The following is a 21,883-nucleotide window of genomic DNA, read 5'->3' as shown; positions in this document are numbered from 1 at the left end:
ACCGACCCTCGGCCCCGGCCACATCACTTGGGATTGCACGCGATGCTGTACGTGCTGCAGCCGATCGACAGGGTGCTGCCCCCCTGGAGCTGAGCCTCCCCGCCGCCGTCGCCGGCGCGCAGTCCCTGGAGTCCCAGGACGCGCTGGACGTCGGAGACGGTCCTTTCGAGCGTCTCCCTGACCGCTTCGAGCGGAGCGTTCCCCTCGGGTTCGCTGGCCATGCGATCACACTCCTTCCGTGCGGGCCGTCCGCTGCCCCTGGCGGCCCGGCGCACGCACGCCGGCACTCGCGGGCAGCTCTGCGACCAGGCAAGCGCCGTTGCACATACGACGCCACCGTGACCAGACCCCTCAATGCGTGCGGGCCCTGCCACGACTCATCCGACCTGCCGAAACGACGAGATGTCAGGGGGCTGGGAATTACGCCGAACGGGTGAATGGCGTGACCGGTGGCTCTGGTCGGCCCGGGAGCCGCCCTGGTACGCGGCCTGCCGGACCCGGGCGCCCGCGCAGGCAAAGGCGATGCTGCTCGACCCGCTACGACGGCCTGACCACCTACATGCGGCTGACGTGGGACGTCAGCCGTTCCGGCGAGCCGAGGCGGCAGCCTGCTGTGCTGGAAGGCACGCGGGGATGGTTCTACGCCTTGATCGGGACGAGCCTGCGGGACGTCCACCTCTGCACCGTGCTCAGCTGATGTCGGCTCCGGACTCCTGGTTCCGGGTGATGGCCAGGGGGCTCCGGGGGGGTCCGAGGGGGAGAGCCGGAACTACGACGCGGGGCCCGCTGCGAGGCGTCCGTTTTCTTCAAGACCGGGTCGCCTGTGCCTGCCTACTGTGGCCTCATGACTGCACGATTCGATGCCATCGGCCTGGTCGTCTCCGACATGACCGCCTCCGTCGCGTTCTACCGCCGGCTCGGGTTGGCCTTTCCGGACGACGCCGGGGACCAGCCACACGCCGAGGCCGGACTGCCCGGCGGGCTGCGGCTGATGCTGGACACCGAGGAGACGGTCCGCTCCTTCCTGCCCGGGTGGCGGCCGCCCACGGGCGGGGGCCGGGCCTCGCTCGCCCTGCGCTGCGACGGGCCGGGGGAGGTGGACGCGCTGTACGACGAGCTGGTCGGCTCCGGGTACCACGGCGAGCTCAAACCGTGGGACGCCTTCTGGGGGCAGCGGTACGCCGTCGTGCACGACCCGGACGGCAACGGAGTGGATCTGTACGCCCCGCTAGCCACCGCCGCCGATGAGCTGCCCCAGCGGTAGTCCCGCCAGCTCCCGCACGTCGCGGGCCAGATGGGCCTGGTCGGCATAACCGGCCCGGGCTGCCGTCTCCGCAAACGGCACACCCGCCCGGGCCAGTGCGAGGGCTCGGTGCAGCCGCAGGATCCGGGCCAGGGTCTTGGGGCCGTAGCCGAAGGCGGACAGCGAGCGCCGGTGCAACTGGCGTGGCCCGAGGCCGAGTTCGTCGGCGGTCGCGGCGACGGGGCGGCCCGCGTCGAGGGCGGTGACGACCCGCCGCAGCAGCGGGTCCGGGGGTTCGGAACCGGCGGCCTGCCGCAGCGCCAGCTCCTCCAGGCCGCTCGCCGGGTCGGCGGCGGCGTTCACACCGTCGGCCAGACGCCGCACCCGCGGGGCCGGCCACAGGTCGGCGAGGTCGACGCGCCGGTCGCGCAGCTCGTGTGCCGGAACGCCCAGGAGCCCCGGGGCCGTGCCCGGGTAGAAGCGGACTCCGGCCCAGGGGCCGGTCCCACCGTCCGGGAGGTGGGCGCGGGTGTCGGGCCCGGCCACCATCAGCCGCCCGTCGTGCCACAGCAGATCCATGCACCCGTCGGGCAGCACCCGTCCCGCCCCGGGCCGGGACGGGCTGTTGGTCCACACGACGGCCCCGGGCAGCCGCGACGCCCGCTCCACGTACATGGGAGCCACGCTACGCCGCGGGCCCGGCAGCGGGCCGGGCCCCGGGGCTGCTCGTGCCGGCTCCGGTATCCGCGAGCGCGGAAAGGACCGGGCCACGTGCCGTTCGAGGGGCGGACTCGCACGCTCTCGGGGCGCGACCACCGACCTCCGGGGAGGCCGTCGCGGGAGATCGCCGGGGCGAGGGGCGAGGGGCCAGGGCGACGGGGCGCCCGCTGTCGTACCGGGCGGTGTCGACGCGGGACTACGGAGAGGCGCCGCCCGGTTTCGGTGTGCCACGCGAGGAGGAGGTGAGGTGAGGTGGGAATGACGGGGATCTTCGCCCCCTCCTCGACACCCTCCGACGGCCGCACCGCGCACCTCACGGACGGGATGCGTCAGGTGCTGGGGCGTGCGCCCCAGGGCTTCGGGGACGTCGTACGTGAGGAGGCCGCGGCAGGGACGCGGTAGCCGTGAGGGCCTCGCCCGTCACGTGTCCGTGGGCGGCTGCCCCTCGCCGTTGACCTGGGTGTTCTTCACCTGGGTGCTCTTGGTGTGGGTGTTCTTCACGTGGGTGCTCTTCACGTGGGTGCGCAGGCGGGCCGAGACGTCCTCGGGGGGCAGGAAGCGGGACCAGCGTTCCGGGAACTCGGAGGGCATGTCGGGGTCGGCCTCGTCCGTGGCGGTGGCGCGGGCGACGTACTCGGCGACCTGGGCCTGCCGCAGCCGCTCGTTGGCCTCGCGGGCCGCGGCCGTCGCGGCGGCCGGCCAGACCCGGTCGATGGCGGCGTTGACGGCGGCCCCGACGAGCACGGCGAACGCGGACACACCGATCCACAGCAGCACGGCGACGGGCGCGGCGAGGGAGCCGTAGATCGTCGGGCCCTCGACCGTGCTGGTCAGGTAGATCCGCAGCAGGAAACTGCCGAGCACCCACATGCCGAGGGCGACCAGCGCGCCGGGCACGTCCTCGATCCACGGGGAGCGGACCGGGACGGACACGTGGTACAGCGTCGTCAGGAAGGCGATCGACAGCAGGATCACCGTGGGCCAGTACAGGACCTGGACGACCGTCGTGGACCAGGGCACGATCCGCACCACGGCGTCCGGCCCGGCCACCATCAGCGGCAGCGCGACCGAGCCGATCAGCAGGGCCACGATGAACAGCAGGAACGCCATCAGTCGGGTCTTGACGATGCCCCGGACGCCGTCGAGGCCGTACATCACGGTGATCGTGTCTATGAAGACGTTCACCGCGCGGGAGCCCGACCACAGGGCGAACAGGAAGCCGATGGAGATGACGTCCGGCCGGCCGCCCTTCATCACGTCGTGCAGGATGGGCTGGGCGATCTCGCGGACGCCCTGGTCGGACAGGACCGTGCGGGAGGCCTCCAGAAGGTTGGTCTGCAGGCTCTGGATGGTGTCGGCGCCGGTCCAGGCGTCGACGTAACCGAGCAGCCCGATCATGCTCAGCAGCAGCGGCGGCACCGACAGCAGAGTGAAGAACGCGGCCTCGGCCGCGAGGCCGAGGATGCGGTACTCGACGCAGGAGTTGACGGTGTCCTTGACCAACAGCCAGGCGGTCCTGCGTTTGGAGACGTTCCGGTAGAGGGCCCGTGCCCGGTGGAGGCGCCCGGAGGGCGTGTCGGGGGTTTCACTTGCTGGCTGCACCCCCTAACGGTATCCGCCGTGCCCGTCCCCACTCACCCACAGGCCGGGTCTTCGCGGACCGGGCCGGGTCCACCGGGTGCCAAGGCGCTACCGCGGGGTACGTTCGCAGCATGGCAGGCAGCACCCACACCGTGACGAACCAGGTCCCGCCTCTGGCCGGGTACGACGTCTTCTCCGCCGACCGGGCCCTGGCCGAGGCGGTCGGCCGGCACGTCGATCCGGACCTGCGCGAGGAGGTCCTCGGCGAGCTGACCGCGCTCGGCCGGACCTCCGGCTCGGCCCAGGTGCAGGAGTGGGGGCGGCTGGCCAACGAGAACCCGCCGCGGCTGCTCACGCACGACCGGTACGGCAACCGCGTCGACGAGGTCGAGTTCCACCCCTCCTGGCACCGGCTGCTCGGCAAGGGCGTCTCGGCCGGTCTGACGGCCGCCTGGGACCGGCCGGCCGGGCATCTGCGGCGGTCCGCCGCCTTCCTGGTGTGGACGCAGGTCGAGGCGGGCAACGGCTGCCCGCTGTCGATGACGCACGCGGCGGTGCCGGCCCTGCGCGCCGACCCGGACCTGGCGGCCGAGTGGGAGCCCCGGCTGACGTCCATGGTCTACGACCGTGAGCTGCGGCCCGCGCACCTCAAGGCCGGGGCGCTGTTCGGGATGGGCATGACGGAGAAGCAGGGCGGCAGCGACGTCCGGGCGAACACCACGGCGGCACGGCCCCTCGCCGAGGACGGGACCTACGAGCTGACCGGGCACAAGTGGTTCTGCTCGGCGCCCATGTCCGACGGCTTCCTGGTGCTGGCACAGGCTCCGGGCGGGCTGACCTGCTTCCTGGTGCCGCGGGTGCTCGGGGACGGCACGCGCAACGTCTTCCGGATCCAGCGGCTGAAGGACAAGCTGGGCAACCGGTCGAACGCCTCGGCCGAGGTCGAGTTCGACGGGACGTGGGGGCGCCGGGTCGGCGAGGAGGGGCGCGGGGTGCGCACCATCATCGAGATGGTCGCGGCGACCCGGCTGGACTGTGTGCTCGGCTCGGCGGGGCTGATGCGGCAGGCCGTGGCGCAGGCCGTGCACCACTGCACGTACCGCGAGGCGTTCGGCGGGAAGCTCGCCGGCAAGCCGCTCATGCGCAACGTCCTCGCCGACCTGGCACTGGAGTCGGAGGCGGCGACGACGCTGGCGCTGCGACTCGCGGCGGCGTACGACGACGGTGGCGAGCAGGAGCGGGCGCTGCTGCGGATCGCCGTGCCGGCTGCCAAGTACTGGGTGACCAAGCGGTGCCCGCCCGTCGCCGTGGAGGCCGCGGAGTGCCTCGGCGGCAACGGCTACGTCGAGGAGTCCCAGATGCCGCGGCTGGTGCGCGAGGCGCCGCTGAACTCGGTCTGGGAGGGCGCGGGCAACGTCCAGGCGCTGGACGTCCTGCGGGCGTTGCAGCGGGAGCCGGGGGCGCTGGACGCGTATCTGCGGGAGGTCGGGCAGGCGCGCGGCGCCGATCACCGCCTGGACGCAGCCATCAAGAGCCTGCTGACCGAACTCGCCGATCTGGAGGGTGTGGAGGGGCGGGCGCGGCGGCTGACGGAGCGGCTCGCGCTGGTGCTCCAGGGTTCCCTGCTGGTCCGTTTCGCGCCGCCGCAGGTCGCCGACGCGTTCTGCGCGGGGCGGCTCGGCGGGGACGGGGGCGCGGCCTTCGGGACGCTGCCGCACACGCTGGACCTGGCGTCGGTGGTGGAGCGGGCCCGGCCGGTGTCCTGATCCGGTCGACCGGTCCGCGTGCGCGCGGGTTCGGCGCGCGAAGAGCGAGGGTGGTGCTGCGCCGACACGGCACCACCCCCGCCGTACTGGCCCGTTCGAGCCGCTGAACGCCGCTCGGGACGGCGCGGATCAAGTTTCGGACACCGCCGGGCCGTCCACCAGGGTTGCAGGGGGTTGCAACTTGCTGCCGACTGTGTGCGGACTGTGCGCGTCCGGCCGGGGCAGGCGGCACTATGAGACGGACAGTCAAAAGCGACCCCGGGGGCGCACGCGCATGGACGTCACGCACTTGGCCGCCGTCGACAGCACACGGGCGGCCCGGGTCCTCAGCGAGGTCCGCGCCGCGCGGCTGGCCGGGCAGCCCGCTCCGGTGTCACCGCGTCCGGTGATCGAGCGGTCCTGGGAGCGGATGCTGCGCGGGGGGATCGACCCGGACCACGACGTCCGGGCGGCCCCGCTGTCCCGCGAGGAGGTGCGGCGGCGGCGCGAGACGTCGGTATTGCGCCATGTGCTGCCGGTTCTGCGGGAGGGCCTGCTGGCGGCCGCTGACGTCGCGCACCACATCATGGTGGTGGCCGACGAGGACGGCCGGGTGCTGTGGCGTGAGGGCAGCCCGCAGGTGCTGCGCAAGGCGGACGGGCTCGGCTTCGAGCTGGGCGCGGACTGGCGTGAGGACGTCGTCGGCACGAACGGCGTGGGCACCCCGGCCGTCGTGCGCCGGCCCGTGCAGGTCTTCGCCTCCGAGCACTTCGTGCGCTCTCTGGCCGACTGGACCTGCGCGGGTGCTCCCCTGACGGACCCCCGGGACGGCCGGCTGCTCGGCGTGGTGGACGTGAGCGGGCCGCTGGAGACGATGCATCCGGCCACGCTCGCCTGGGTGGGTTCGGTGGCCAAGCTGGCCGAGGCCCGGCTGCGGGAGATGCACACGGAGTCGCTGGAGCGGCTGCGCGCGGTGGCGGCGCCGGTGCTGGCCCGGCTCGGCGGCCGTGGCCTGGTCGTCGACCCGGACGGCTGGACCGCCGCGGTCAGCGGGATGCCGTACGTACGGCGCGTGGCCCTGCCGAAGTCGCTGTCGGCGGGCCGGATACGGCTGCCGGCGCTCGGGCCGTGCTCGGTGGAGCCGCTGGCCGGGGGCTGGCTGGTGCGGGCGGCCGCCGACCAGCCGGTGCCGCAGGGTCCGGCCAGGATCGTGCTGGACCTCAGGCCGGCGCGGCACTGGTCGGTGGAGGTGCGTGGCGGGGCCGGCTCCTGGGTCCGGGAACTGAGTCCACGGCACGCTGAGTTGCTGTTCCTCCTCGCCGCCCACCGCTCCGGCCGCAGTGCCTCGGGGCTGGCCGGGGACGTGTTCGGGGACCCGGCCCGCACGGTGACGGTGCGTGCCGAGATGTCGCGGGTGCGACGGTATCTGGGAGCGTTCCTGGAGCACCGGCCGTACCGCTTCGCCGAGGAGGTCGAGGTCGAGGTGCTGCTGCCCGCCGACCCCCGGGATCTGCTGCCGCACTCGACCGCACCGGCGGTGAGCAGGCAGCGCGGCGTCGAAGCGGCGCCCTGAGGTTCACGGCGCATGCCGCAAGCCGCCCCGAGCGTCACAGTGCGTGCCGCTCAGCAACCCTGAGCTTTACTGCGTGTGCCGCTCAGCAGCCCTGAGCTTTACTGCGCGTGCCGCACCAGCCGCCCTGAGGGGTGCATCTTTCGCATATTTGCGGGGTCTTCGTCCGCGGCACCGCTCACCTGCCGTAGCATCCCTCTACGGGCCACCCCACCTGCTCCTCCGTCAACGTGCGGATCATCAGGCGCAGTTGGTCCGTCTCGGGAGGACGTTATGAAGCATCGCGGCAGACACCGGCGGCGCAGGCGGGGCAGGGCGCTGCGCGCGACCCTGGCCGGGACGGCCCTCGCGCTCACCGCCGCCGCCACCCTGATCAGCGCCTCACAGGCCACCGTCGCCGACGCTCCCGGGGCTCTCAAGCCGGTCGCCGCGCCTGACGGGGCGGGGCAGCCGTACCTGGCCGAGCACCGGGTGCCCGGGCGGTGGCTGGACCGGCTCGCGTCGAAGATGGGCCGGCCGGTCGGCGTCCGCACGGTACTGGAGGGCGCGGACCTCCCGCTGCGGGACGCGGCCGGCTGCTCCACCGCCGAGAAGCGCAGCCTGCCGGTGGAACCGGCGGCCGCTCGCGCGTACTGCTTCGGCGGCTCCGACACCCGAGGATGGCGGGCCGGCGCGGTCACGACCTCGGGCGACGCGGACGATGACGGCCGCTGGGGCGGCAACCGCGTGATCCTCTCCGGCTGGACCCGCGGCGCCGAGGGCGGTTCCATGGAGGGCCCGGCCCCCGGGCAGGGCCTGGCCAAGGTCGCCTTCGTCGACGCGAACGACCCCGGCGCGCTGCGCTACACCTGGGCCCTGCTGGCCGTACCGGTGGACGGCGGGCGGGACTACCGGGGGCTGGTCTCCCCGCTGTCCGGCATGGTCTGGTACCAGGACAAGCTGCTGGTGACGACCCGCGAGGGCGGCCGGGACGCGCTGTACGTGTACGACATGGACCGCATCCAGCGCGCCACCGTCGAGTCCGACGCGGTCGGCCGGGTGCGGGGCGGCTGGGCGGCCCACGGCTACCGGTTCGTGCTGCCGGCCGTCGGCTCGTACACCCTGCCCGGCGGGGCCGGTACATCCCGCCCGGCCACCGTCTCCCTCGACCGCAGCACCTCCCCCGACAGTCTCGTCGCGAGCGAGTGGGCGCCCGCCGACGGCGACCGGCGCACCCGGCTGTGGCGCTACGCGCTGAACCGGGACCCGGACCGCTCCGGTCCGCTCACCGCCGACTCCTCGGGGCGGGCGGCGCCCACCGAGGCGTACGAGACCAAGGCGGCCGAGGTGCGGGGTGTGCTGGCGTACCGCTCGCGCTGGTACCTGGACCGCGCGGCGGGCAGTCCGGGCGGGCACGGGACGCTGTGGCGCCAGGACACGGAGGGCGCCCGGGCGGCGGAGTGCGGCACGGACGAGACGCGCAACTGCTGGAGCGGCGGGTCGGGTTCCCTGTCCTACTGGCAGGAGACCGGCGAGGTCTGGTCCCAGTCGGGGCGGATGCTGTTCGCGCTGCCGCTGGCGTCGGTCGAGCGGGCGCTCGGTTAGGACGCCTCTCGCCGGGTGCCACAGGTGGCGACGGGCACCTCGGCGAGCGTGGGTGCGGGCCGGCCCGGAGTCAGGGTGACCCGGTAGCAGGCCGTGGTCCCGGTGCGGGCCGTGGGGCTGCCGTAGGACGCGTGGGTGGAAAAGGTCACGACCGTGGACGCGCCGCGCGTGGTGAGGGTCGTGGTTCCGATGGCGAGGCCGGCCGGGGTCGGCAGGGTGCGCAGTCTCTCTTGGGTGAGGGGTGTGTCGCGGCCCGCGGCGGCGAGGGCGTCGGCGTAGTGCTCGGCGTCCTGCCGCATGTGCGTGCGTGCCTGGTCCCGGGTGGTGGTTCCCGCCGGCGGGGGGTGCGGCCAGGTCGCCATGGCCCAGACGAGGGTGACGACCGCGACCGCGATGAGGAGCGTGCCGCCGACGGCCAGGACTCTGTACACGGTCCGCCGGGGCGGGGCGACAGCACCGGGTTTCATGGGCGTTTCTCCGTACCGAGGGGGACTTGAGCGGCCTGGAGGGCCGGGGGGTGGGTGGCCGCCTCGTGCGGCGGCCACCCTTCAGAGGGTCAGTACTTGGCCGCCGCCATGGCGTCCTGGAAGGCCAGGGCGTATCGGGAGGTGCCGGTGGAGGTGGGATGGTAGCTCTCCATCCCCGGGCAGATGGGATTGCCGGGGCAGGAGAAGTCGGCCGGGTTGTCGGCGGCGGGGCCGGCCACCAGGTCGTTGATGCCGGACGGCGAGTCGCACATGCGGTAGCCGGAGAACTCGCTGTCGGGTGAATAGAACGTCACGGGGACGCCGGCGGCCTTCGCCTGGTCCGCCGCTGCCTGTTCCTTGTCCCTCATGTCGTCCGCCCACACGTTCAACTGCGCCTGCGCCCCCGCCGTCATGACGCTGACGCAGGTGAGACTGCCGGTGTCGAACAGCTCCGGATACCCGAGCAGAATGATCTTCGCGTTGGGTGCCTTGGCGTGGATGTCCTGCAGCAGCGGGGGGATCTTCCCGGTCGCGTAGGTGAGGTTCTGCTGCACCGTCGAGTCGGAGGGGCACCCCTGGGTGAGGTCTCCGCAGGCGCCCACGGTGCCGCCGAAGTTGGCGTCGTTGCCGCCCACGGTGAGTGCGACGAGCGTGGTGTCGGCGTTGAGGAAGCCCGAGTCCAGCTGGGACACCTCGCCGTACTGGCCGAGCGTTCCCGGGCCTCCGTTGCCGTTGGTGTCGAGGGAGGTGTCGAGGTCGTAGGAGAAGGCCCCGCTGCAGGCCACGGAGTGGAAGTCGAGCGTCTTGTCCAGAGCGTCCGCGCGCGACCCGACGGATGTGCTCGTGCCGGGCAGATCGGCCTTGCGCGCCCAGGAGTTCGCGCTGCGCAGGCAGGCGTTCCAGTCGTGGCCGGGTGAGGACTGGGTGGCGATGGAGGCGTAGGGGCCGGTGGCGGTGCCGTAGTCGTACGAGCCCGCGCCGGTGCCGGAGGAGTAGGAGTCGCCCATCTGGACCACGATGTCCTTGGGCTTGGACGGGAGGGGCTGGAAGGCGACGCTGTCCCAGGCGATGTCCTCGTCAGCCGTGCCGTCGGGGGCGAAGTTGCTGAGCGAGACCCCTTGGTAGGCGCCGGACGACGGGGAGAAGTCGAACACGCCGAGGCTGACCCAGGAGTTGGTCTGTGTGTGCACGTTCAGGATGCGGTTCTGGGCCGATCCCGCTCCCGGGTGCACGGTGTAGACGGCGTCCTGCGTCTGGGAGCCGGTGTCGGGCAGATGGACCAGGACGCGGGTCCATCCGCTGAGTTGCGAGCTCAGCTTCCAGGTGCCGGTGACGGCCATGACACCGGAGACGTCGGGGGTCTGCGAGAGGTCGGAGCCGTACTGGTCGTACGCACCGGTGTCCAGGTTCCTGGTGTGGGCGTACCAGAAGTGGTCGCCGAACCCGCCGCCGATCTGGTGCAGATCGCCCTTGGCCTCGTAGTGGTTCTGCGCGTCGGCCTGGAAGGGGCTGAAGGAGAACGTGCCGCCGTTGCTCCAGCCGGATTTGGAGCAGCCGTCGGTCATCGGGGGCAGGGAGGCCGGTACGTCGTCCACGACGACGGCCCCCGACGGCACCGAGTTGTCGCACATGTGGCCCGACCCGTTGTTGCCGTTGCCCAGTTCGGTCTTGAGGGTCTGGTAGGTGAGGTACTCGTGGCCGCAGCTGGTTCCGCAGGCGACCTTCCAGGTGGTCTGGGGGGCGTGGTACCAGTGCGGCGGGTCACAGCTCGGGCCGAGGTGGTCCACCTCGCAGCGCGGTGGGGCGGTCGGGTCGCAGTCGTTGACGCCCGGGGAGCAGAAGGTGTCGAGGTCGGGTTTGACGGAGGACCGGTCGCGGTCGTTGTCCCACCAGGCCGGCGAGTAGCCCGCGGTGTTGCTGTTGTTCGCGGTGCCGCTGTCGGCGTAGGCCCGTCCGGTGTCGATGGGCCAGGCTCCCCAGCCGAGCACCTTCTCCTCGTACGGCCAGTCCTGCGGGTGGCCGGCGTCGGCGTAGGTGTTCTGGTCGAGGAAGGCGTGCCGGTCGGGCGGGTAGAGCGGGTTGGAGGGGTTGTTCAGCCAGCCCAGGCCCCACGGAGCGGTGGGGTTGGCCGGGACGTAGTAGTTGAGGCCGGAGTTGTAGTCCCACAGGGCGGCGAACCAGTTCTCCATGCCTGCGGGGTCGTCGGTGTTGAGCTTGATGCCGCCGGGCGATACGGCCGTGTCGTGGAGCTCGTTCCACTTCTCTTCGAGCGTCTGCGCGGCAACCGCGATGTTGGAGGTGTAGTCGAGTGCGATGGCCTTCTGCTGGGCGGCCGGGAGTTCGTCGGCGTCGCCGGACTTCATGCCGTCGGTCTGCTGGCCGATGCCGTAGCCGCAGTCGGCCTTGGACCAGTCGATCAGCCAGTGGTCCTCGGGGGTCGCCGGGTCGTTGGGGTGGCCGTAGAAGCCGTTGGTGCTCGCGAGGGTAGAGCTGGTCTGGCCGGGCAGGGCGCCGCCCTCGGCCTGCCAGAGGTTGGATTCCTGGGCCAGTACGCCGAGCAGGACCTGGGCGGGGATGCGTCCGCCCGAGGTGCCGGTGAGTCCGGGCAGCGGGAACATGGCCTGCGGGTTCACCGTGCCGAGTCCGTCGGCCGTGCGCCAACCGCCCTGGCGGACCCAGGAGCTGGTCAGGTCACCGCGTACGGCCATGTCGACGGCCCACTCGACCTGATTGGGCGTCGGCTGGTAGGCCTGCTGCGCCGGGTCGTTGCGGGGCTGGGAGCATGCGCGGTCGGTGTCGACGGTGGAGTCGGGGTCGCCCGCCGCCGCCGTGGTGACCGTCGCCGCGGACATCGTCGCCGCCGACAGTGTGGCCGGTGCCGCGGTGCCGTTGGCGGCGGTCGCCATGGCGGGCTTGACCGTGGCGGGCTTGGCCTTCGCCGTGGTGCGGGCGGTCGTCAGGGCCGGCGAGGCCTTTCTGCCCGCGGTGCCGGGCGTGACGGGGGCCGCGCCGACGGTGAAGGCGACCTTCTTCCCGGTCGCGGGTATCTCCGTCTTGATCCGGAGCGGTGCGGGGGTGTTCCAGGCGGTCGCCGCCAGCGGGTTGCTGACGTGGCTGCGCAGGCTCGCGGAGACCGCCTGGTCCACGGCGAGCGCGCCGGTGGAGGACACCGTGGCGTGGGCCGCCGCATTCAGCCGGCGCACGGTGGCGGGCGGATGGGCCGCGGTGGGCTCGCCGGTGAGGAAGACCCGCCCGGAGGTTCCGGCCGCGAGGCCCAGCGAGCCCGTGGCGCCTTCGGCGAAGGTCGCGGTCCTACCGTCGGCGGTGCGGCGGGCGCGGGCCTTGCCGCCCCCGCCGTCCAGGAAGTCCACGCCGCCACCGCTGTCGGCCCGCAGGTCGTAGGCGGGGCCCGACGTGGTCGCGAGCTGGGTGGCGTGGTTCGTGCGGTCGAAGCGGATCAGCCGTCCCGCCGCCGCGCCGACGACAGAGGTGCCGGTGGGGACGGCCGAGGTGACGCGGACCTTCGTGGTCTGCCGGTGGGTGACCGCACCGGTGACGGTGTCCACCGTCAGCAGCCGGGTCTGGTCGGTCCGGTCGTCACCGACCTGTGTGAGCACGGCGGTCTCCCCCGTGCCGCAGCCCGGGTCGAAGTACGCCAGGGTCACCGTGTCGGCGAGCTTGGTCACCTTGCCGCTGGTCAGGTCGACGACGGCCGCGAAACCGCCTCGCTCCATCAGGTCCGGCCGGTTGGTGAAGTCCCTGGGTGCGTAGACCACGACCGCGCGCTTGCCGGAACCGGTCACGCACGCGTTGCCGATCCACAGGTCGGTGCCGAAGCCGGGTTCCGAGAGGGTGGCGAGCGTGCGCCACTGGTAGGCGTCACGGCTCTTGGCGGTGAGGAGGTGCAGCCCGGACCCGTCGCCGGCCACGGTCACGGCCGTGTCGTTGGAGGACTTCCAGGTCTTCGGCAGGACGGTGCCCGGGGAGAGCACCTTGGACGACTGATCCTGGGTGGGAGCTTTCGGCTCGTTGTCCGCCGCGCCCGGCGCCACCGTCGCGGTGGTCTTCGCCGCGGCCGGTGGGGCGGCCCAGGCCGGACCGGCCTGCGTCAGGCCCGTGACCGTCAGTGCGGCGGCCAGCAGGGCGAAGGGTGCACGAGGTCTGTGTCTCAGCCTCAAGGTTTCTCCAAGGTCGTAAGAACAGGGGGTCTGGAGGGCATGGGCCGCCCGGGAACCGCGTCGGGGCGGGAGCCGCGGCTCACCGGCGCAATGCCGTGAGGGGCTCGGTGCGGGCGGCCCGCAGCGCGGGGTACAGGCCCGCGAGCAGTCCGGTGACGGTGCCGACGAGTGGGGCGGGCAGGACGGCGGCGGGCTGGAGCACGGCCGTCCAGTCCCGGGCCAGGGCAGTGCCCAGGACCGTGCCGACCCCGAGGCAGGTGCCGAGCAGGCCGCCGAGAGTGCCCAGGGCCGTGGACTCGGTCAGGAACTGGGCGGTGATGTGGCGTGGGCGGGCGCCCAGGGCGCGCCGCAGGCCGATCTCGGCCCGCCGCTCCAGGACGGCGACCAGGGTGGTGTTGGCGATGCCGAACGCCCCCACGACCAGACAGATCACGGCCAGCACCAGGAACAGCCCCGAAAGGTCGGTGTCCACTTGGTCCCGCAGGCCGTGCGGGTCGGGCGGCGGTGTCGCCTTCATGAGGTCCGGCTGGTCCGGACGCAGTGCCGACGGCGCCTGGCGCGCGACCAGTTGTGCCGCGCCGGGGCGGGTCCGGATCAGTGCCTGGGCCGGTGAGTCGGTGGGGGCGCCATATGCGCGCAGCGCGGTGGTCGTGGGAATGACCACGCCGAGCAGGGTCTGGGGCAGCCTTTCGGTGTCGGCGACGATGCCCACGACGCTGTACGAGGTGCCGTCGACGAAGACGGCGGGGCCGCCGTCGAGTCGGCTGATGCCGAGGAGCCGGGCCGCCGAGAGGCCCAGCAGGCACACCCGCTCGCCCCGGGACTGGTGGAAGGTGCCGTAGAGGGTGCCGGTGGAGAGGGTGGGCCGCATGGCGCGCAGGGCGCCGGGCGAGGCCGCGTACATTCCGATGCCGGACCCCGGGGCGCCCGCGGCGGCAGACGTGACGTCCGGCCGCGCCGAGATGATCCTGTCGTGTACCGGCACGGTCCACCAAAGCCCCCCGGACACGACGCCGTTGAGCCGCTTCAGGCGGGCGTCGGTATCGGCCGGGAAGCTGGTGGCCCGTGCACTGCCGGGGGCCGCGTCCGTCACGGTGACCGTGGTCTCCTCCAGCATGCTGAAGGACTTGGTGATCTGGCCCGTCGCGGTGGACGTCAGGCCGAGCACCGCCACGAAGGCCCAGACGCCGAGGACGGTGCCGAGCATGGTCAGGGTGGACCGGCCCGGGCGCTGAACCAGGCCGGTGAGCGCCTCTGCCAGCAGGTCACGGGCGTGCAGCCGGGTCGGGGCGATGCCGGGAGGGCGGGTGCCGGCCCGCCGGGGCAGGCGGGTGATCACGGGGCACCGGCCTTTTCAGCGGCCGGGGGTGCGGCCGCGGTGTCCTCCCGGTGCGTGTCAGGTGCCAGGATCCGGCCGTCGAGGATCGTGACGCGGCGGCGGGCTCGGGCGGCCACGGCCGGGTCGTGCGTGATGACGACGACGGTGACGCCCGCCGCGTTGAGACGTCCGAGCAGGTCCATGACAGTGGAGGCGGTGGCGGAGTCGAGGTTGCCGGTCGGCTCATCGCACAGCAGCAGGTCCGGCTCGTTGACCAGGGCGCGGGCGATGGCCACCCGCTGTCTCTCGCCACCGGACAGTGTGGTGGGCAGGGCGTGCAGACGGTGCCCCAGTCCCACCCGCTCCAGCGCGTCGGAGGCGGCCCGGTCCCGGTCGGCGGCGGGGCCGGTGACGTAGAGCTGGGCCAGCGCGACGTTTTCCTGTGCGGTGCGGTACGGCAGCAGGTGAAACTCCTGGAACACGAAACCGATGCGGCGTCCTCGCAGGGCCGTGCGCTCGCGTTCCGGCAACCGCGCCACGTCCACGCCGGCGAGGGTGAAGGTGCCCGCGGTGGGCCGGTCCAGCAGCCCGAGCAGGTTCAGCAGCGTCGACTTGCCCGAGCCGGACGGCCCGACCACCGTCAGGTAGTCACCGGCCCGCACGGTCAGGTCGGCCGAGCGCAGTGCGTGCACGGGCGGGGAACCCTGATAGGTCTTCGAGCAGCCCGCCAGCCGCAGGACCACGGGCGGCGCGGCGGAGGTGGCCGGGCCCGCCGGGGCCGCCGTCATGTCCCCACCACGACCCGTGTGCCCGGTCCCAGTCGCGCGCCGACCGGCGTGATCTGCACCAGGCCGTCCGCGGACACCCCCGTGGTCACCCGCACGGTCCGCCGGCCTCCGGTGTCCGTGACCACCGTGACCGCCGTACGGGTGTCCGCGCCGGCGGTGACCGCGGCTTCGGGGACCGCGAGGACCTCCTTCGCCGTGGCGGCGGCGGTCACCGTGATCCGTACGTCCTGGCCGGCGAAGGCCGCGCTCCACGCCTTGGCCGGCTTCACGACCAGCGGCCGGTACGCTCCGCCGCCCGTCGCGCCGCCGGAGTCCTGTGAGTCCTGTGAGTCCTCGGGACCGTCCTTGCCGTCGCCGGGGGTGACGAGGGCGCCGACCGACTCGACGGTGCCCCGAGCCTGCGCGCCGGTCGCCTCGGCGAGCACGGACACCTTCATCCCCGGGGTGACGAGGCCGGCCTGGGCGGGGTCCAGCTGCCCGGTGAGGGTGAGGCCGCCGCGGGCGAGGGTGATGACCGGCCCTTTGACCGGATCGCCGACCTGGACGGGGACGGACACCACCCGGGCCGGGAGATTCGGCACGAAGACCACTTCCGACGCCGGCACCATGGCGTGCTCGGCGGGCGGGACCCGCCCTTGCGCCCCGGCCGCGTCTTCGCCGTCCGGGGAGTGCGCCGCACCGGAGGCCACGTCGCCCCGGCCACTGCTCGTGTCGTCGCCGGTGGTGCCGTCCTCCCGCGACACGGGGGCGGGGCGGCCGAGGTGCCGGTAGAGGGCGCGCACCGCCTGCTCGGTGCCGGGGCCGAAGACGCCCCGGCTGTCGCCGCCGGTGCCGTAGCCGAGCGAGGCCAGCGCCTTCTGCAGTTGCCCGACGTCACCGCCCTGCTCGCCGAAGACCAGATCGCGGTAGGCCGGTACCGCTCCGGGCAGCGCGAACACCGGCCGCCCGGAGTACTCCACCAGCGTCCTGCCCGCCTCCACCCGGCGGCCGGCCTTGGTGAACACCCCCGTCACGACGAGCTGTGCGGGCCGGGACGGAGCCTCGGTGGCGGCCACGGAGGTGGGCTGCGCGGAGATCGTTCGGCCGTTGGCGAAAGTGCCGCGGAGTACCACGGTGGAGCGCAGGACCTGCCGCACGACCGGCGCGGTGATCACGCTCGGCGGCGGCGGGCGGGTGTCCGCCGCCGCCTGCGAGGGCGACCGCACGAGTCCGGACCCGGCCAGCCCGCCGACCGACAGGAACCCGGCGACGGTGGCCACGCCCACGGCGGTGCGCCGCCGCCGTGCTGTTCGCGATCTCATGGAAAGGGGGAATTCCTTTCGAGGACACAGCGGTTTCGAAATTTTCGCCACAGGTGGTTCAGGAATTCCGGCCGAGTACCGCCATCGCCGTTTTTACTTCGGCCGCGATGCGCTCTTTCAGCTGTTGAAGTTGCAGCTGGTTCTGTTCGATCTGCTGCCGCTGGACGGCGTACTCGACGGTGTACCAGGTTTTGACCAGCCCGGTCCGGCGTTTGCAGTCGATGTCGGTCAGGGCCGTGGTGATGTCGGCCTGGTCGGCCTGTCCGTGATGGGTGTCGGGGGTGAGCTTCGCGGCATCCAGCGGGCTGTCGACGTCGTAGCCCTTCGCCTTCATGCAACGCGACCATGCACCGACCACCGCCAGGACCCGGGGGTCGCTCTGCGAGCGGCGCAGGCTCTCGTAGTCGAGGCTGCCGGCCGGCGACTCGTCGATGCGCGGGCCGATCCGGCGGATCGACTCCCCGAGACACCCGTCCTCGGGGATGCGTCTGCCGTCGATCCGCGCCGGGGCCCTCTTCGCCCCGGGGGCGACGGCCAGCCGCCCGGTGAGTACGGCCGTCTCGGCGGGCGTGAGTCTCGGTGCCGGCGGTGGTGTGCGGCCCGAGTCGCCGAGGAAGTAGCCGTACCGGGCCGCCAGGTCCCGGTCGGTGATGCCGTAGCGCCGCGGCATGTTGGAGTCGTCGCTGCTCGGCGGTGGGGTCATACCGCGGGCCGGGGCGCTGTAGGTGTAGCCGTACCGTTTCATGCACCGGGTGGTGAGCCGGTCGACCGCCTCCTGAACGGCCACGGTGTCCGCGTACGGCTCCATATAGGCCTCCAGGGGGAGGACCAGGCCCTTGGCGAGGCCCGACCGTGGCGTCGCCGCGGGCCACGCGGGAGTACCGGTCGGCGACGGACGAGCACCCTCTGTCGCGGACCGGCCGACCGCACCGAAGGGGGAACAACCGGCCAGGGCGAGCAGCGCGCCCGTCACCACGGCCACCAGGGGCCCTGCGGCCCTCGACCTGCGCATCATCTCTCCCCTGCCGCGACGGGTCGTCCGGTCACGAACGCCGTCAGGACCAGTGCTCGGAGGCGTCCTCGTTCTTCAGCGTGGAGTCGAAGTTGAAGTCAGCGCCGCAGAACTGGTCGGAACCGAAGTACTGGGAGTGGCCGGTGTAGCCGGAGTTGTAGTAGATCCGGTAGTTGTTCACGCCGCAGGGGTCGGCGGCGGCGGCGTTGTTCTTGATCTTCTGCCCCGCACCCGGGAGGCCGCCTCCGGTGCTGAAGACGAAGACATAGATGCCGTTGCCGTCCAGGCCGCCCGAGAAGTCGTAGACGTCCCCGTACATGGAGGCTGCCGCGCCCGGGGCCGGCTTGACGCCGCTCTGGGGCGAGGAGTTGTAGTTGATGAAGAGGTCGGCCTCGCAGTCCGGGTCGTAACCCCGCGAGTCACGGGAGATGCAGGGCGAGGAGGTGTAGATCGGCGTGGACGCGTGGGCCTGGCCGCCGGTGGCGAACATGGTGGCACCCGCACAGGAGACGACGGCGAGGGCGAGGGCCACCGCCCGTCTGTCGAAACGCCGGACCGGGGCGGGAGGGGTGAGAGCACTGGCCATGGTGACACTTCTTCCAATTCATCCGAATGCCCGGAGGCAGGGTGGAAAGGGCGTGGGGGGAGGCCGTGCAATTCCTTGTCGAGCGGGCCGAGATTCGCATGATCACGACTCGCCGGTCAATGCTTTTCCGGGCCCCCGGCGCAGTCTTGATCTCGTCTTTAGTTTTGCAATTCCGGCTTTGCGATGACGTGACCGAAGCCCCTCTTCCACCGGCTTCGGCACCTCCGTCCCGCCAGGCCGGGCGTTCGACAGGTCGTCACCCCTGATGGTTTGCTGACCCCCATGCCGACCATCGCCGTGACCACCTGGTCCCTGGAGCAGACCTCCCCGACCGACCTGCTGCCGGCCGTCGCGCCGGACGGGGACGTCCGGGTCGTCCGCTCCGAGGTGCCCTCGCCCGAGTTCAGCCGGTACCTGTACGCGTCGGTGGGCGGCGACATCCTCTGGACGGACCGGCTCGGCTGGCCGTACGCGCGGTGGGTGGAGCACCTCGAGCGGCCCGGCGTGGAGACGTGGGTGGCGTACGACCGGGGCACGCCCGCCGGGTTCGTGGAGCTTCAGGCGCAGGACGACGCGGTCGTGGAGATCGTCTACTTCGGGCTGCTCCCGGCGTTCCGGGGCCGGCGCATCGGCGGGCACCTGCTGTCGTACGGCGCGGCCCGGGCCTGGGACCTCGCGGACCGCTGGGCGGGACTGACGCCGACGAAGCGGGTCTGGCTGCACACCTGCAGCAAGGACGGCGAGCACGCGATGGACAACTACCAGCGGCGGGGCTTCAAGCTGTTCGACACCAAGGTCGAGGAGGAGGCGGAGGTCGCCGCTCCGGGACCGTGGCCTGGGGCGTTCCCCGTCTGACCTGGACGGACACCTCAAGGACTCCCGGTGTGACCAACGCCACCCTTGTCTTGCCCTGCGAGACAAGGGTGTCCGCATCTTGGACAAAGCTGGACTGTGTCCAGATCGCCGTGACACGCTTCCGTCATGTCTGGAACTGGGATTGCCTTGGTGAGTCGGCGGCACGTCGACCTCGGCCGCATGTCCAGCGCCATCTGTCCGGCGCACTGAGCGTACTCAGCCCGCGCCCGGCATCTTTCTTTCCAGCCTCACTCCCGCGCAATGACGCGCCCTATGCCCATGCGCACGCATGCGCAGGTCAGAGCCGCATTTTCGCCTGTCCCGAAGGACGTATCAACCATGGCCGCCACCCCGCAGAACCCTGCTGCCGCGACTCCCCGCCGCAAGGTGAGCCGTCACCGCGGTGAGGGTCAGTGGGCCGTGGGGCACCACACCCCACTGAACGGCAACGAGCAGTTCAAGAAGGACGACGACGGTCTCAATGTGCGGACACGCATTGAGACGATCTACTCCAAGCGGGGCTTCGACTCGATCGACCCCAACGACCTGCGTGGACGCATGCGCTGGTGGGGTCTGTACACCCAGCGCAGGCCCGGCATCGACGGCGGCAAGACGGCCGTCCTGGAGCCGGAGGAGCTGGACGACGAGTACTTCATGCTCCGCGTCCGGATCGACGGCGGGGCGCTGACCACGCAGCAGCTGCGGGTCATCGGCGAGATCTCCCAGGAGTTCGCGCGCGGCACCGCCGACATCACCGACCGGCAGAACGTCCAGTACCACTGGATCCGGATCGAGGACGTGCCCGAGATCTGGAACCGGCTGGAGGGCGTCGGCCTGTCGACGGTCACCGCCTGCGGTGACACCCCGCGTGTGATGATCGGCTCGCCGGTGGCGGGCATCGCCGAGGACGAGATCATCGACGCCACCCCGGCGCTGGAGGAGATGAAGCGCCGCGTCCTGAACAACCCGGCGTACTCGAACCTCCCCCGCAAGTTCAAGACGGCCATCTCAGGATCGCCGCTGCTGGACGTGGTGCACGAGATCAACGACGTCGCGTTCGTCGGCGTCGAGCACCCCGAGCACGGCCCGGGCTTCGACGTGTGGGTCGGCGGCGGCCTGTCCACCAACCCCAAGCTGGGCGTGCGCCTCGGCGCCTGGGTCTCGATCGACGACGTGCCGGACGTCTACGAGGGCGTCATCTCGATCTTCCGCGACTACGGCTACCGCCGGCTGCGCACCCGCGCCCGCCTGAAGTTCCTCGTCGCCGACTGGGGCGCGGAGAAGTTCCGGCAGGTCCTGGAGGACGAGTACCTGAAGCGCAAGCTGGTGGACGGCCCGGCCCCCGAGCAGCCGTCGCAGCAGTGGCGCGACCACATCGGTGTGCACCGGCAGAAGGACGGCCGGTTCTACGTCGGCTTCGCCCCGCGCGTGGGACGCGTCGACGGCGCGACGATCACGAAGATCGCCGACCTCGCGGAGGCCCACGGCTCGGGCCGGGTGCGCACCACCGTCGAGCAGAAGATGATCGTCCTCGACGTCGAGGAGAACCAGGTCGAGTCGCTCGTCGAGGCCCTGGAGGCGCTCGACCTGACCGCCCGGCCCTCCACGTTCCGGCGCGGCACCATGGCCTGCACCGGCATCGAGTTCTGCAAGCTGGCCATCGTCGAGACCAAGCAGCGCGGCGCGCAGCTGATCGACGAACTGGAGCGCCGCCTGCCGGACTTCGACGAGCCGCTCACCATCAACCTCAACGGCTGCCCGAACGCCTGCGCCCGTATCCAGGTCGCGGACATCGGTCTCAAGGGCCAGCTCATGCTCGACGACCAGGGCGAGCAGGTCGAGGGCTACCAGGTGCATTTGGGCGGGGCGCTGGGCCTGGAGGCCGGCTTCGGCCGCAAGGTGCGCGGCCTGAAGGTCACCTCCGACGAGCTGCCGGACTACATCGAGCGCGTCCTGAAGCGGTTCCAGGCCGAGCGCGAGGACGGCGAGCGGTTCGCCACCTGGGCGGCGCGGGCCGGCGAGGAGGCCCTGTCGTGAGCGAGCGAGCCGCCCCGTTCTACTGCCCCTACTGCGGTGACGAGGACCTGCGTCCGAGCGAGGCCGCCGACGGCAGGCACGGCGCGTGGGAATGCGCGGCGTGCAACCGGGCCTTCTCGCTGAAGTTCCTCGGGCTGCTGGCCCAGGGGCTGAAGCGATCCGAATCCGGAGGGGCACAGATATGACGACCGTTCAGGACGAGCGCACCGCCGAGGACCTGAAGAAGCTCGCCGAGCAGGCGGGCCGCGACCTGGAGGACGCCTCCGCGCTGGAGATCCTCCAGTGGGCGGCGAAGACGTTCGGCAAGCAGTTCTGCGTGACCTCCTCCATGGAGGACGCGGTGGTCGCCCACCTCGCCTCCCGCGCCATGCCGGGCGTCGACGTGGTCTTCCTCGACACCGGCTACCACTTCGAGGAGACCATCGGCACCCGTGACGCGGTCGACGCCGTGATGGACGTCAACGTCATCACCCTGACCCCGCGTCAGACGGTCGCCGAGCAGGACGCCGAGTACGGCCCGAAGCTGCACGACCGCAACCCCGACCTGTGCTGCAAGCTGCGCAAGGTGCAGCCCCTGGAAGAGGGCCTGAAGGACTACCGGGCCTGGGCGACCGGCCTGCGCCGCGACGAGTCCCCGACCCGGGCGAACACCCCGGTGGTCGGCTGGGACGACAAGCGGCAGAAGGTCAAGATCTCCCCGATCGCCCGCTGGACCCAGGACGACGTGGACGCCTACGTCACCGAACACGGTGTGCTGACCAACCCGCTGCTGATGGACGGTTACGCCTCCGTCGGCTGCGCCCCCTGCACCCGCCGGGTCCTTCAGGGCGAGGACGCCCGTGCCGGCCGCTGGGCCGGCCGCAGCAAGACCGAATGCGGGCTGCACGGATGACGACGA

20 protein-coding genes are annotated in these 21,883 nt (G+C 72.2%); 10 read left to right on the top strand and 10 right to left on the bottom strand.

All coding sequences use genetic code 11. The features are described from left to right. Positions 1–23: 23 nt before the first annotated feature. A complete protein-coding gene (locus ACFCXS_RS26915; RefSeq protein ID WP_376645902.1) occupies positions 24–221 on the bottom strand; it encodes a hypothetical protein in 198 nt (65 codons plus the stop codon). Positions 222–844: 623 nt separating this feature from the next. Here ACFCXS_RS26915 and ACFCXS_RS26910 point away from each other — a divergent pair. Beyond that, a complete protein-coding gene (locus ACFCXS_RS26910; protein ID WP_376645901.1) occupies positions 845–1,264 on the top strand; it encodes a VOC family protein in 420 nt (139 codons plus the stop codon). On the opposite strand, the gene ACFCXS_RS26905 is transcribed toward ACFCXS_RS26910, so the two are convergent. Then, entirely contained in the window at positions 1,229–1,918 is a 690-nt protein-coding gene (locus ACFCXS_RS26905; protein ID WP_376645900.1) for a helix-turn-helix domain-containing protein, read from the bottom strand. The two genes, ACFCXS_RS26910 and ACFCXS_RS26905, sit on opposite strands and share 36 nt — an antisense overlap. A 303-nt stretch (positions 1,919–2,221) precedes the next feature. Here ACFCXS_RS26905 and ACFCXS_RS26900 point away from each other — a divergent pair, with 303 nt between their 5' ends. Further along, complete coding sequence (locus ACFCXS_RS26900; RefSeq protein ID WP_376645899.1) at positions 2,222–2,365, top strand: hypothetical protein; 144 nt, start codon at positions 2,222–2,224, stop codon at positions 2,363–2,365. Between the two features lie 18 nt (positions 2,366–2,383). Here the strand turns inward: ACFCXS_RS26900 and ACFCXS_RS26895 are convergent, their stop codons facing one another. Then, on the bottom strand, positions 2,384–3,565 hold the full coding sequence (locus ACFCXS_RS26895) for a YihY/virulence factor BrkB family protein (RefSeq protein ID WP_376645898.1): 1,182 nt from the start codon (positions 3,563–3,565) through the stop codon (positions 2,384–2,386). 110 nt (positions 3,566–3,675) lie between these two features. Here ACFCXS_RS26895 and ACFCXS_RS26890 point away from each other — a divergent pair, with 110 nt between their 5' ends. The 3 genes from ACFCXS_RS26890 to ACFCXS_RS26880 all read left to right on the top strand — a co-directional run bounded on the left by ACFCXS_RS26890 (position 3,676) and on the right by ACFCXS_RS26880 (position 8,443). After that, positions 3,676–5,310 carry an acyl-CoA dehydrogenase family protein gene (locus tag ACFCXS_RS26890; protein WP_376645897.1) on the top strand — a complete coding sequence of 545 codons (1,635 nt, stop codon included), beginning with the start codon at positions 3,676–3,678 and terminating at the stop codon, positions 5,308–5,310. Between the two features lie 274 nt (positions 5,311–5,584). Beyond that, complete coding sequence (locus ACFCXS_RS26885; protein WP_376645896.1) at positions 5,585–6,862, top strand: GAF domain-containing protein; 1,278 nt, start codon at positions 5,585–5,587, stop codon at positions 6,860–6,862. A gap of 270 nt (positions 6,863–7,132) precedes the next feature. Beyond that, a complete protein-coding gene (locus ACFCXS_RS26880) occupies positions 7,133–8,443 on the top strand; it encodes a hypothetical protein (RefSeq protein ID WP_376645895.1) in 1,311 nt (436 codons plus the stop codon). Here ACFCXS_RS26880 and ACFCXS_RS26875 read toward each other — a convergent pair. From ACFCXS_RS26875 to ACFCXS_RS26845, 7 genes are all read right to left on the bottom strand, one after another. Beyond that, positions 8,440–8,910 carry a hypothetical protein gene (locus ACFCXS_RS26875; protein ID WP_376645894.1) on the bottom strand — a complete coding sequence of 157 codons (471 nt, stop codon included), beginning with the start codon at positions 8,908–8,910 and terminating at the stop codon, positions 8,440–8,442. The genes ACFCXS_RS26880 and ACFCXS_RS26875 overlap by 4 nt on opposite strands. Before the next feature lie 89 nt (positions 8,911–8,999). After that, positions 9,000–13,088, bottom strand: a complete 4,089-nt coding sequence (locus tag ACFCXS_RS26870; protein ID WP_376645893.1) for an SGNH/GDSL hydrolase family protein — start codon at positions 13,086–13,088, stop codon at positions 9,000–9,002. A gap of 79 nt (positions 13,089–13,167) precedes the next feature. Further along, positions 13,168–14,424, bottom strand: coding sequence for an ABC transporter permease (locus ACFCXS_RS26865; protein ID WP_376646082.1), 1,257 nt, complete (start codon positions 14,422–14,424; stop codon positions 13,168–13,170). Then, positions 14,424–15,194: an ABC transporter ATP-binding protein gene (locus ACFCXS_RS26860; protein WP_376645892.1), complete on the bottom strand. Its 771-nt coding sequence runs from the start codon at positions 15,192–15,194 to the stop codon at positions 14,424–14,426. Before ACFCXS_RS26860 ends, ACFCXS_RS26865 begins: the two co-directional genes overlap by 1 nt. Further along, positions 15,191–16,495 carry a peptidoglycan-binding protein gene (locus ACFCXS_RS26855; RefSeq protein ID WP_376645891.1) on the bottom strand — a complete coding sequence of 435 codons (1,305 nt, stop codon included), beginning with the start codon at positions 16,493–16,495 and terminating at the stop codon, positions 15,191–15,193. The genes ACFCXS_RS26860 and ACFCXS_RS26855 overlap by 4 nt, the downstream gene beginning before the upstream one ends. Before the next feature lie 58 nt (positions 16,496–16,553). Next, positions 16,554–17,507 carry a hypothetical protein gene (locus ACFCXS_RS26850; RefSeq protein ID WP_376645890.1) on the bottom strand — a complete coding sequence of 318 codons (954 nt, stop codon included), beginning with the start codon at positions 17,505–17,507 and terminating at the stop codon, positions 16,554–16,556. Between the two features lie 43 nt (positions 17,508–17,550). Then, positions 17,551–18,093 (bottom strand): hypothetical protein, encoded by a 543-nt coding sequence (locus ACFCXS_RS26845; protein ID WP_376645889.1) that lies wholly within the window; start codon positions 18,091–18,093, stop codon positions 17,551–17,553. Between the two features lie 282 nt (positions 18,094–18,375). On the opposite strand from ACFCXS_RS26845, the gene ACFCXS_RS26840 reads away from it, so the two are divergent. From ACFCXS_RS26840 to ACFCXS_RS26820, 5 genes are all read left to right on the top strand, one after another. Further along, entirely contained in the window at positions 18,376–18,948 is a 573-nt protein-coding gene (locus ACFCXS_RS26840) for a GNAT family N-acetyltransferase (RefSeq protein WP_376645888.1), read from the top strand. Positions 18,949–19,074: 126 nt separating this feature from the next. Continuing rightward, positions 19,075–19,158 carry a putative leader peptide gene (locus ACFCXS_RS26835; RefSeq protein ID WP_311241247.1) on the top strand — a complete coding sequence of 28 codons (84 nt, stop codon included), beginning with the start codon at positions 19,075–19,077 and terminating at the stop codon, positions 19,156–19,158. A 129-nt stretch (positions 19,159–19,287) separates the two neighbouring features. Beyond that, positions 19,288–20,985, top strand: coding sequence for a nitrite/sulfite reductase (locus tag ACFCXS_RS26830; protein ID WP_376645887.1), 1,698 nt, complete (start codon positions 19,288–19,290; stop codon positions 20,983–20,985). Further along, entirely contained in the window at positions 20,982–21,170 is a 189-nt protein-coding gene (locus ACFCXS_RS26825) for a hypothetical protein (protein WP_376645886.1), read from the top strand. The genes ACFCXS_RS26830 and ACFCXS_RS26825 overlap by 4 nt, the downstream gene beginning before the upstream one ends. Then, the gene (locus ACFCXS_RS26820; RefSeq protein ID WP_376645885.1) at positions 21,167–21,877 is read left to right on the top strand and encodes a phosphoadenylyl-sulfate reductase; all 711 of its coding nucleotides are present in this window, start codon (positions 21,167–21,169) and stop codon (positions 21,875–21,877) included. The genes ACFCXS_RS26825 and ACFCXS_RS26820 overlap by 4 nt, the downstream gene beginning before the upstream one ends. Positions 21,878–21,883: the final 6 nt, after the last annotated feature.

The organism is Streptomyces sp. NPDC056373, from assembly GCF_042262425.1.
In the GTDB taxonomy this organism is placed as follows: domain Bacteria; phylum Actinomycetota; class Actinomycetes; order Streptomycetales; family Streptomycetaceae; genus Streptomyces.
This window is presented reverse-complemented; position numbering and strand designations above follow the sequence as displayed.

Coding starts and splice junctions, on each gene's coding strand:
- ACFCXS_RS26915 (WP_376645902.1), bottom strand. CDS start 221: ATGGCCAGCGAACCCGAGGGGAACGCTCCGCTCGAAGCGGTCAGGGAG.
- ACFCXS_RS26910 (WP_376645901.1), top strand. CDS start 845: ATGACTGCACGATTCGATGCCATCGGCCTGGTCGTCTCCGACATGACC.
- ACFCXS_RS26905 (WP_376645900.1), bottom strand. CDS start 1,918: ATGTACGTGGAGCGGGCGTCGCGGCTGCCCGGGGCCGTCGTGTGGACC.
- ACFCXS_RS26900 (WP_376645899.1), top strand. CDS start 2,222: ATGACGGGGATCTTCGCCCCCTCCTCGACACCCTCCGACGGCCGCACC.
- ACFCXS_RS26890 (WP_376645897.1), top strand. CDS start 3,676: ATGGCAGGCAGCACCCACACCGTGACGAACCAGGTCCCGCCTCTGGCC.
- ACFCXS_RS26885 (WP_376645896.1), top strand. CDS start 5,585: ATGGACGTCACGCACTTGGCCGCCGTCGACAGCACACGGGCGGCCCGG.
- ACFCXS_RS26880 (WP_376645895.1), top strand. CDS start 7,133: ATGAAGCATCGCGGCAGACACCGGCGGCGCAGGCGGGGCAGGGCGCTG.
- ACFCXS_RS26875 (WP_376645894.1), bottom strand. CDS start 8,910: ATGAAACCCGGTGCTGTCGCCCCGCCCCGGCGGACCGTGTACAGAGTC.
- ACFCXS_RS26860 (WP_376645892.1), bottom strand. CDS start 15,194: ATGACGGCGGCCCCGGCGGGCCCGGCCACCTCCGCCGCGCCGCCCGTG.
- ACFCXS_RS26855 (WP_376645891.1), bottom strand. CDS start 16,495: ATGAGATCGCGAACAGCACGGCGGCGGCGCACCGCCGTGGGCGTGGCC.
- ACFCXS_RS26850 (WP_376645890.1), bottom strand. CDS start 17,507: ATGCGCAGGTCGAGGGCCGCAGGGCCCCTGGTGGCCGTGGTGACGGGC.
- ACFCXS_RS26845 (WP_376645889.1), bottom strand. CDS start 18,093: ATGGCCAGTGCTCTCACCCCTCCCGCCCCGGTCCGGCGTTTCGACAGA.
- ACFCXS_RS26840 (WP_376645888.1), top strand. CDS start 18,376: ATGCCGACCATCGCCGTGACCACCTGGTCCCTGGAGCAGACCTCCCCG.
- ACFCXS_RS26835 (WP_311241247.1), top strand. CDS start 19,075: ATGTCTGGAACTGGGATTGCCTTGGTGAGTCGGCGGCACGTCGACCTC.
- ACFCXS_RS26830 (WP_376645887.1), top strand. CDS start 19,288: ATGGCCGCCACCCCGCAGAACCCTGCTGCCGCGACTCCCCGCCGCAAG.
- ACFCXS_RS26820 (WP_376645885.1), top strand. CDS start 21,167: ATGACGACCGTTCAGGACGAGCGCACCGCCGAGGACCTGAAGAAGCTC.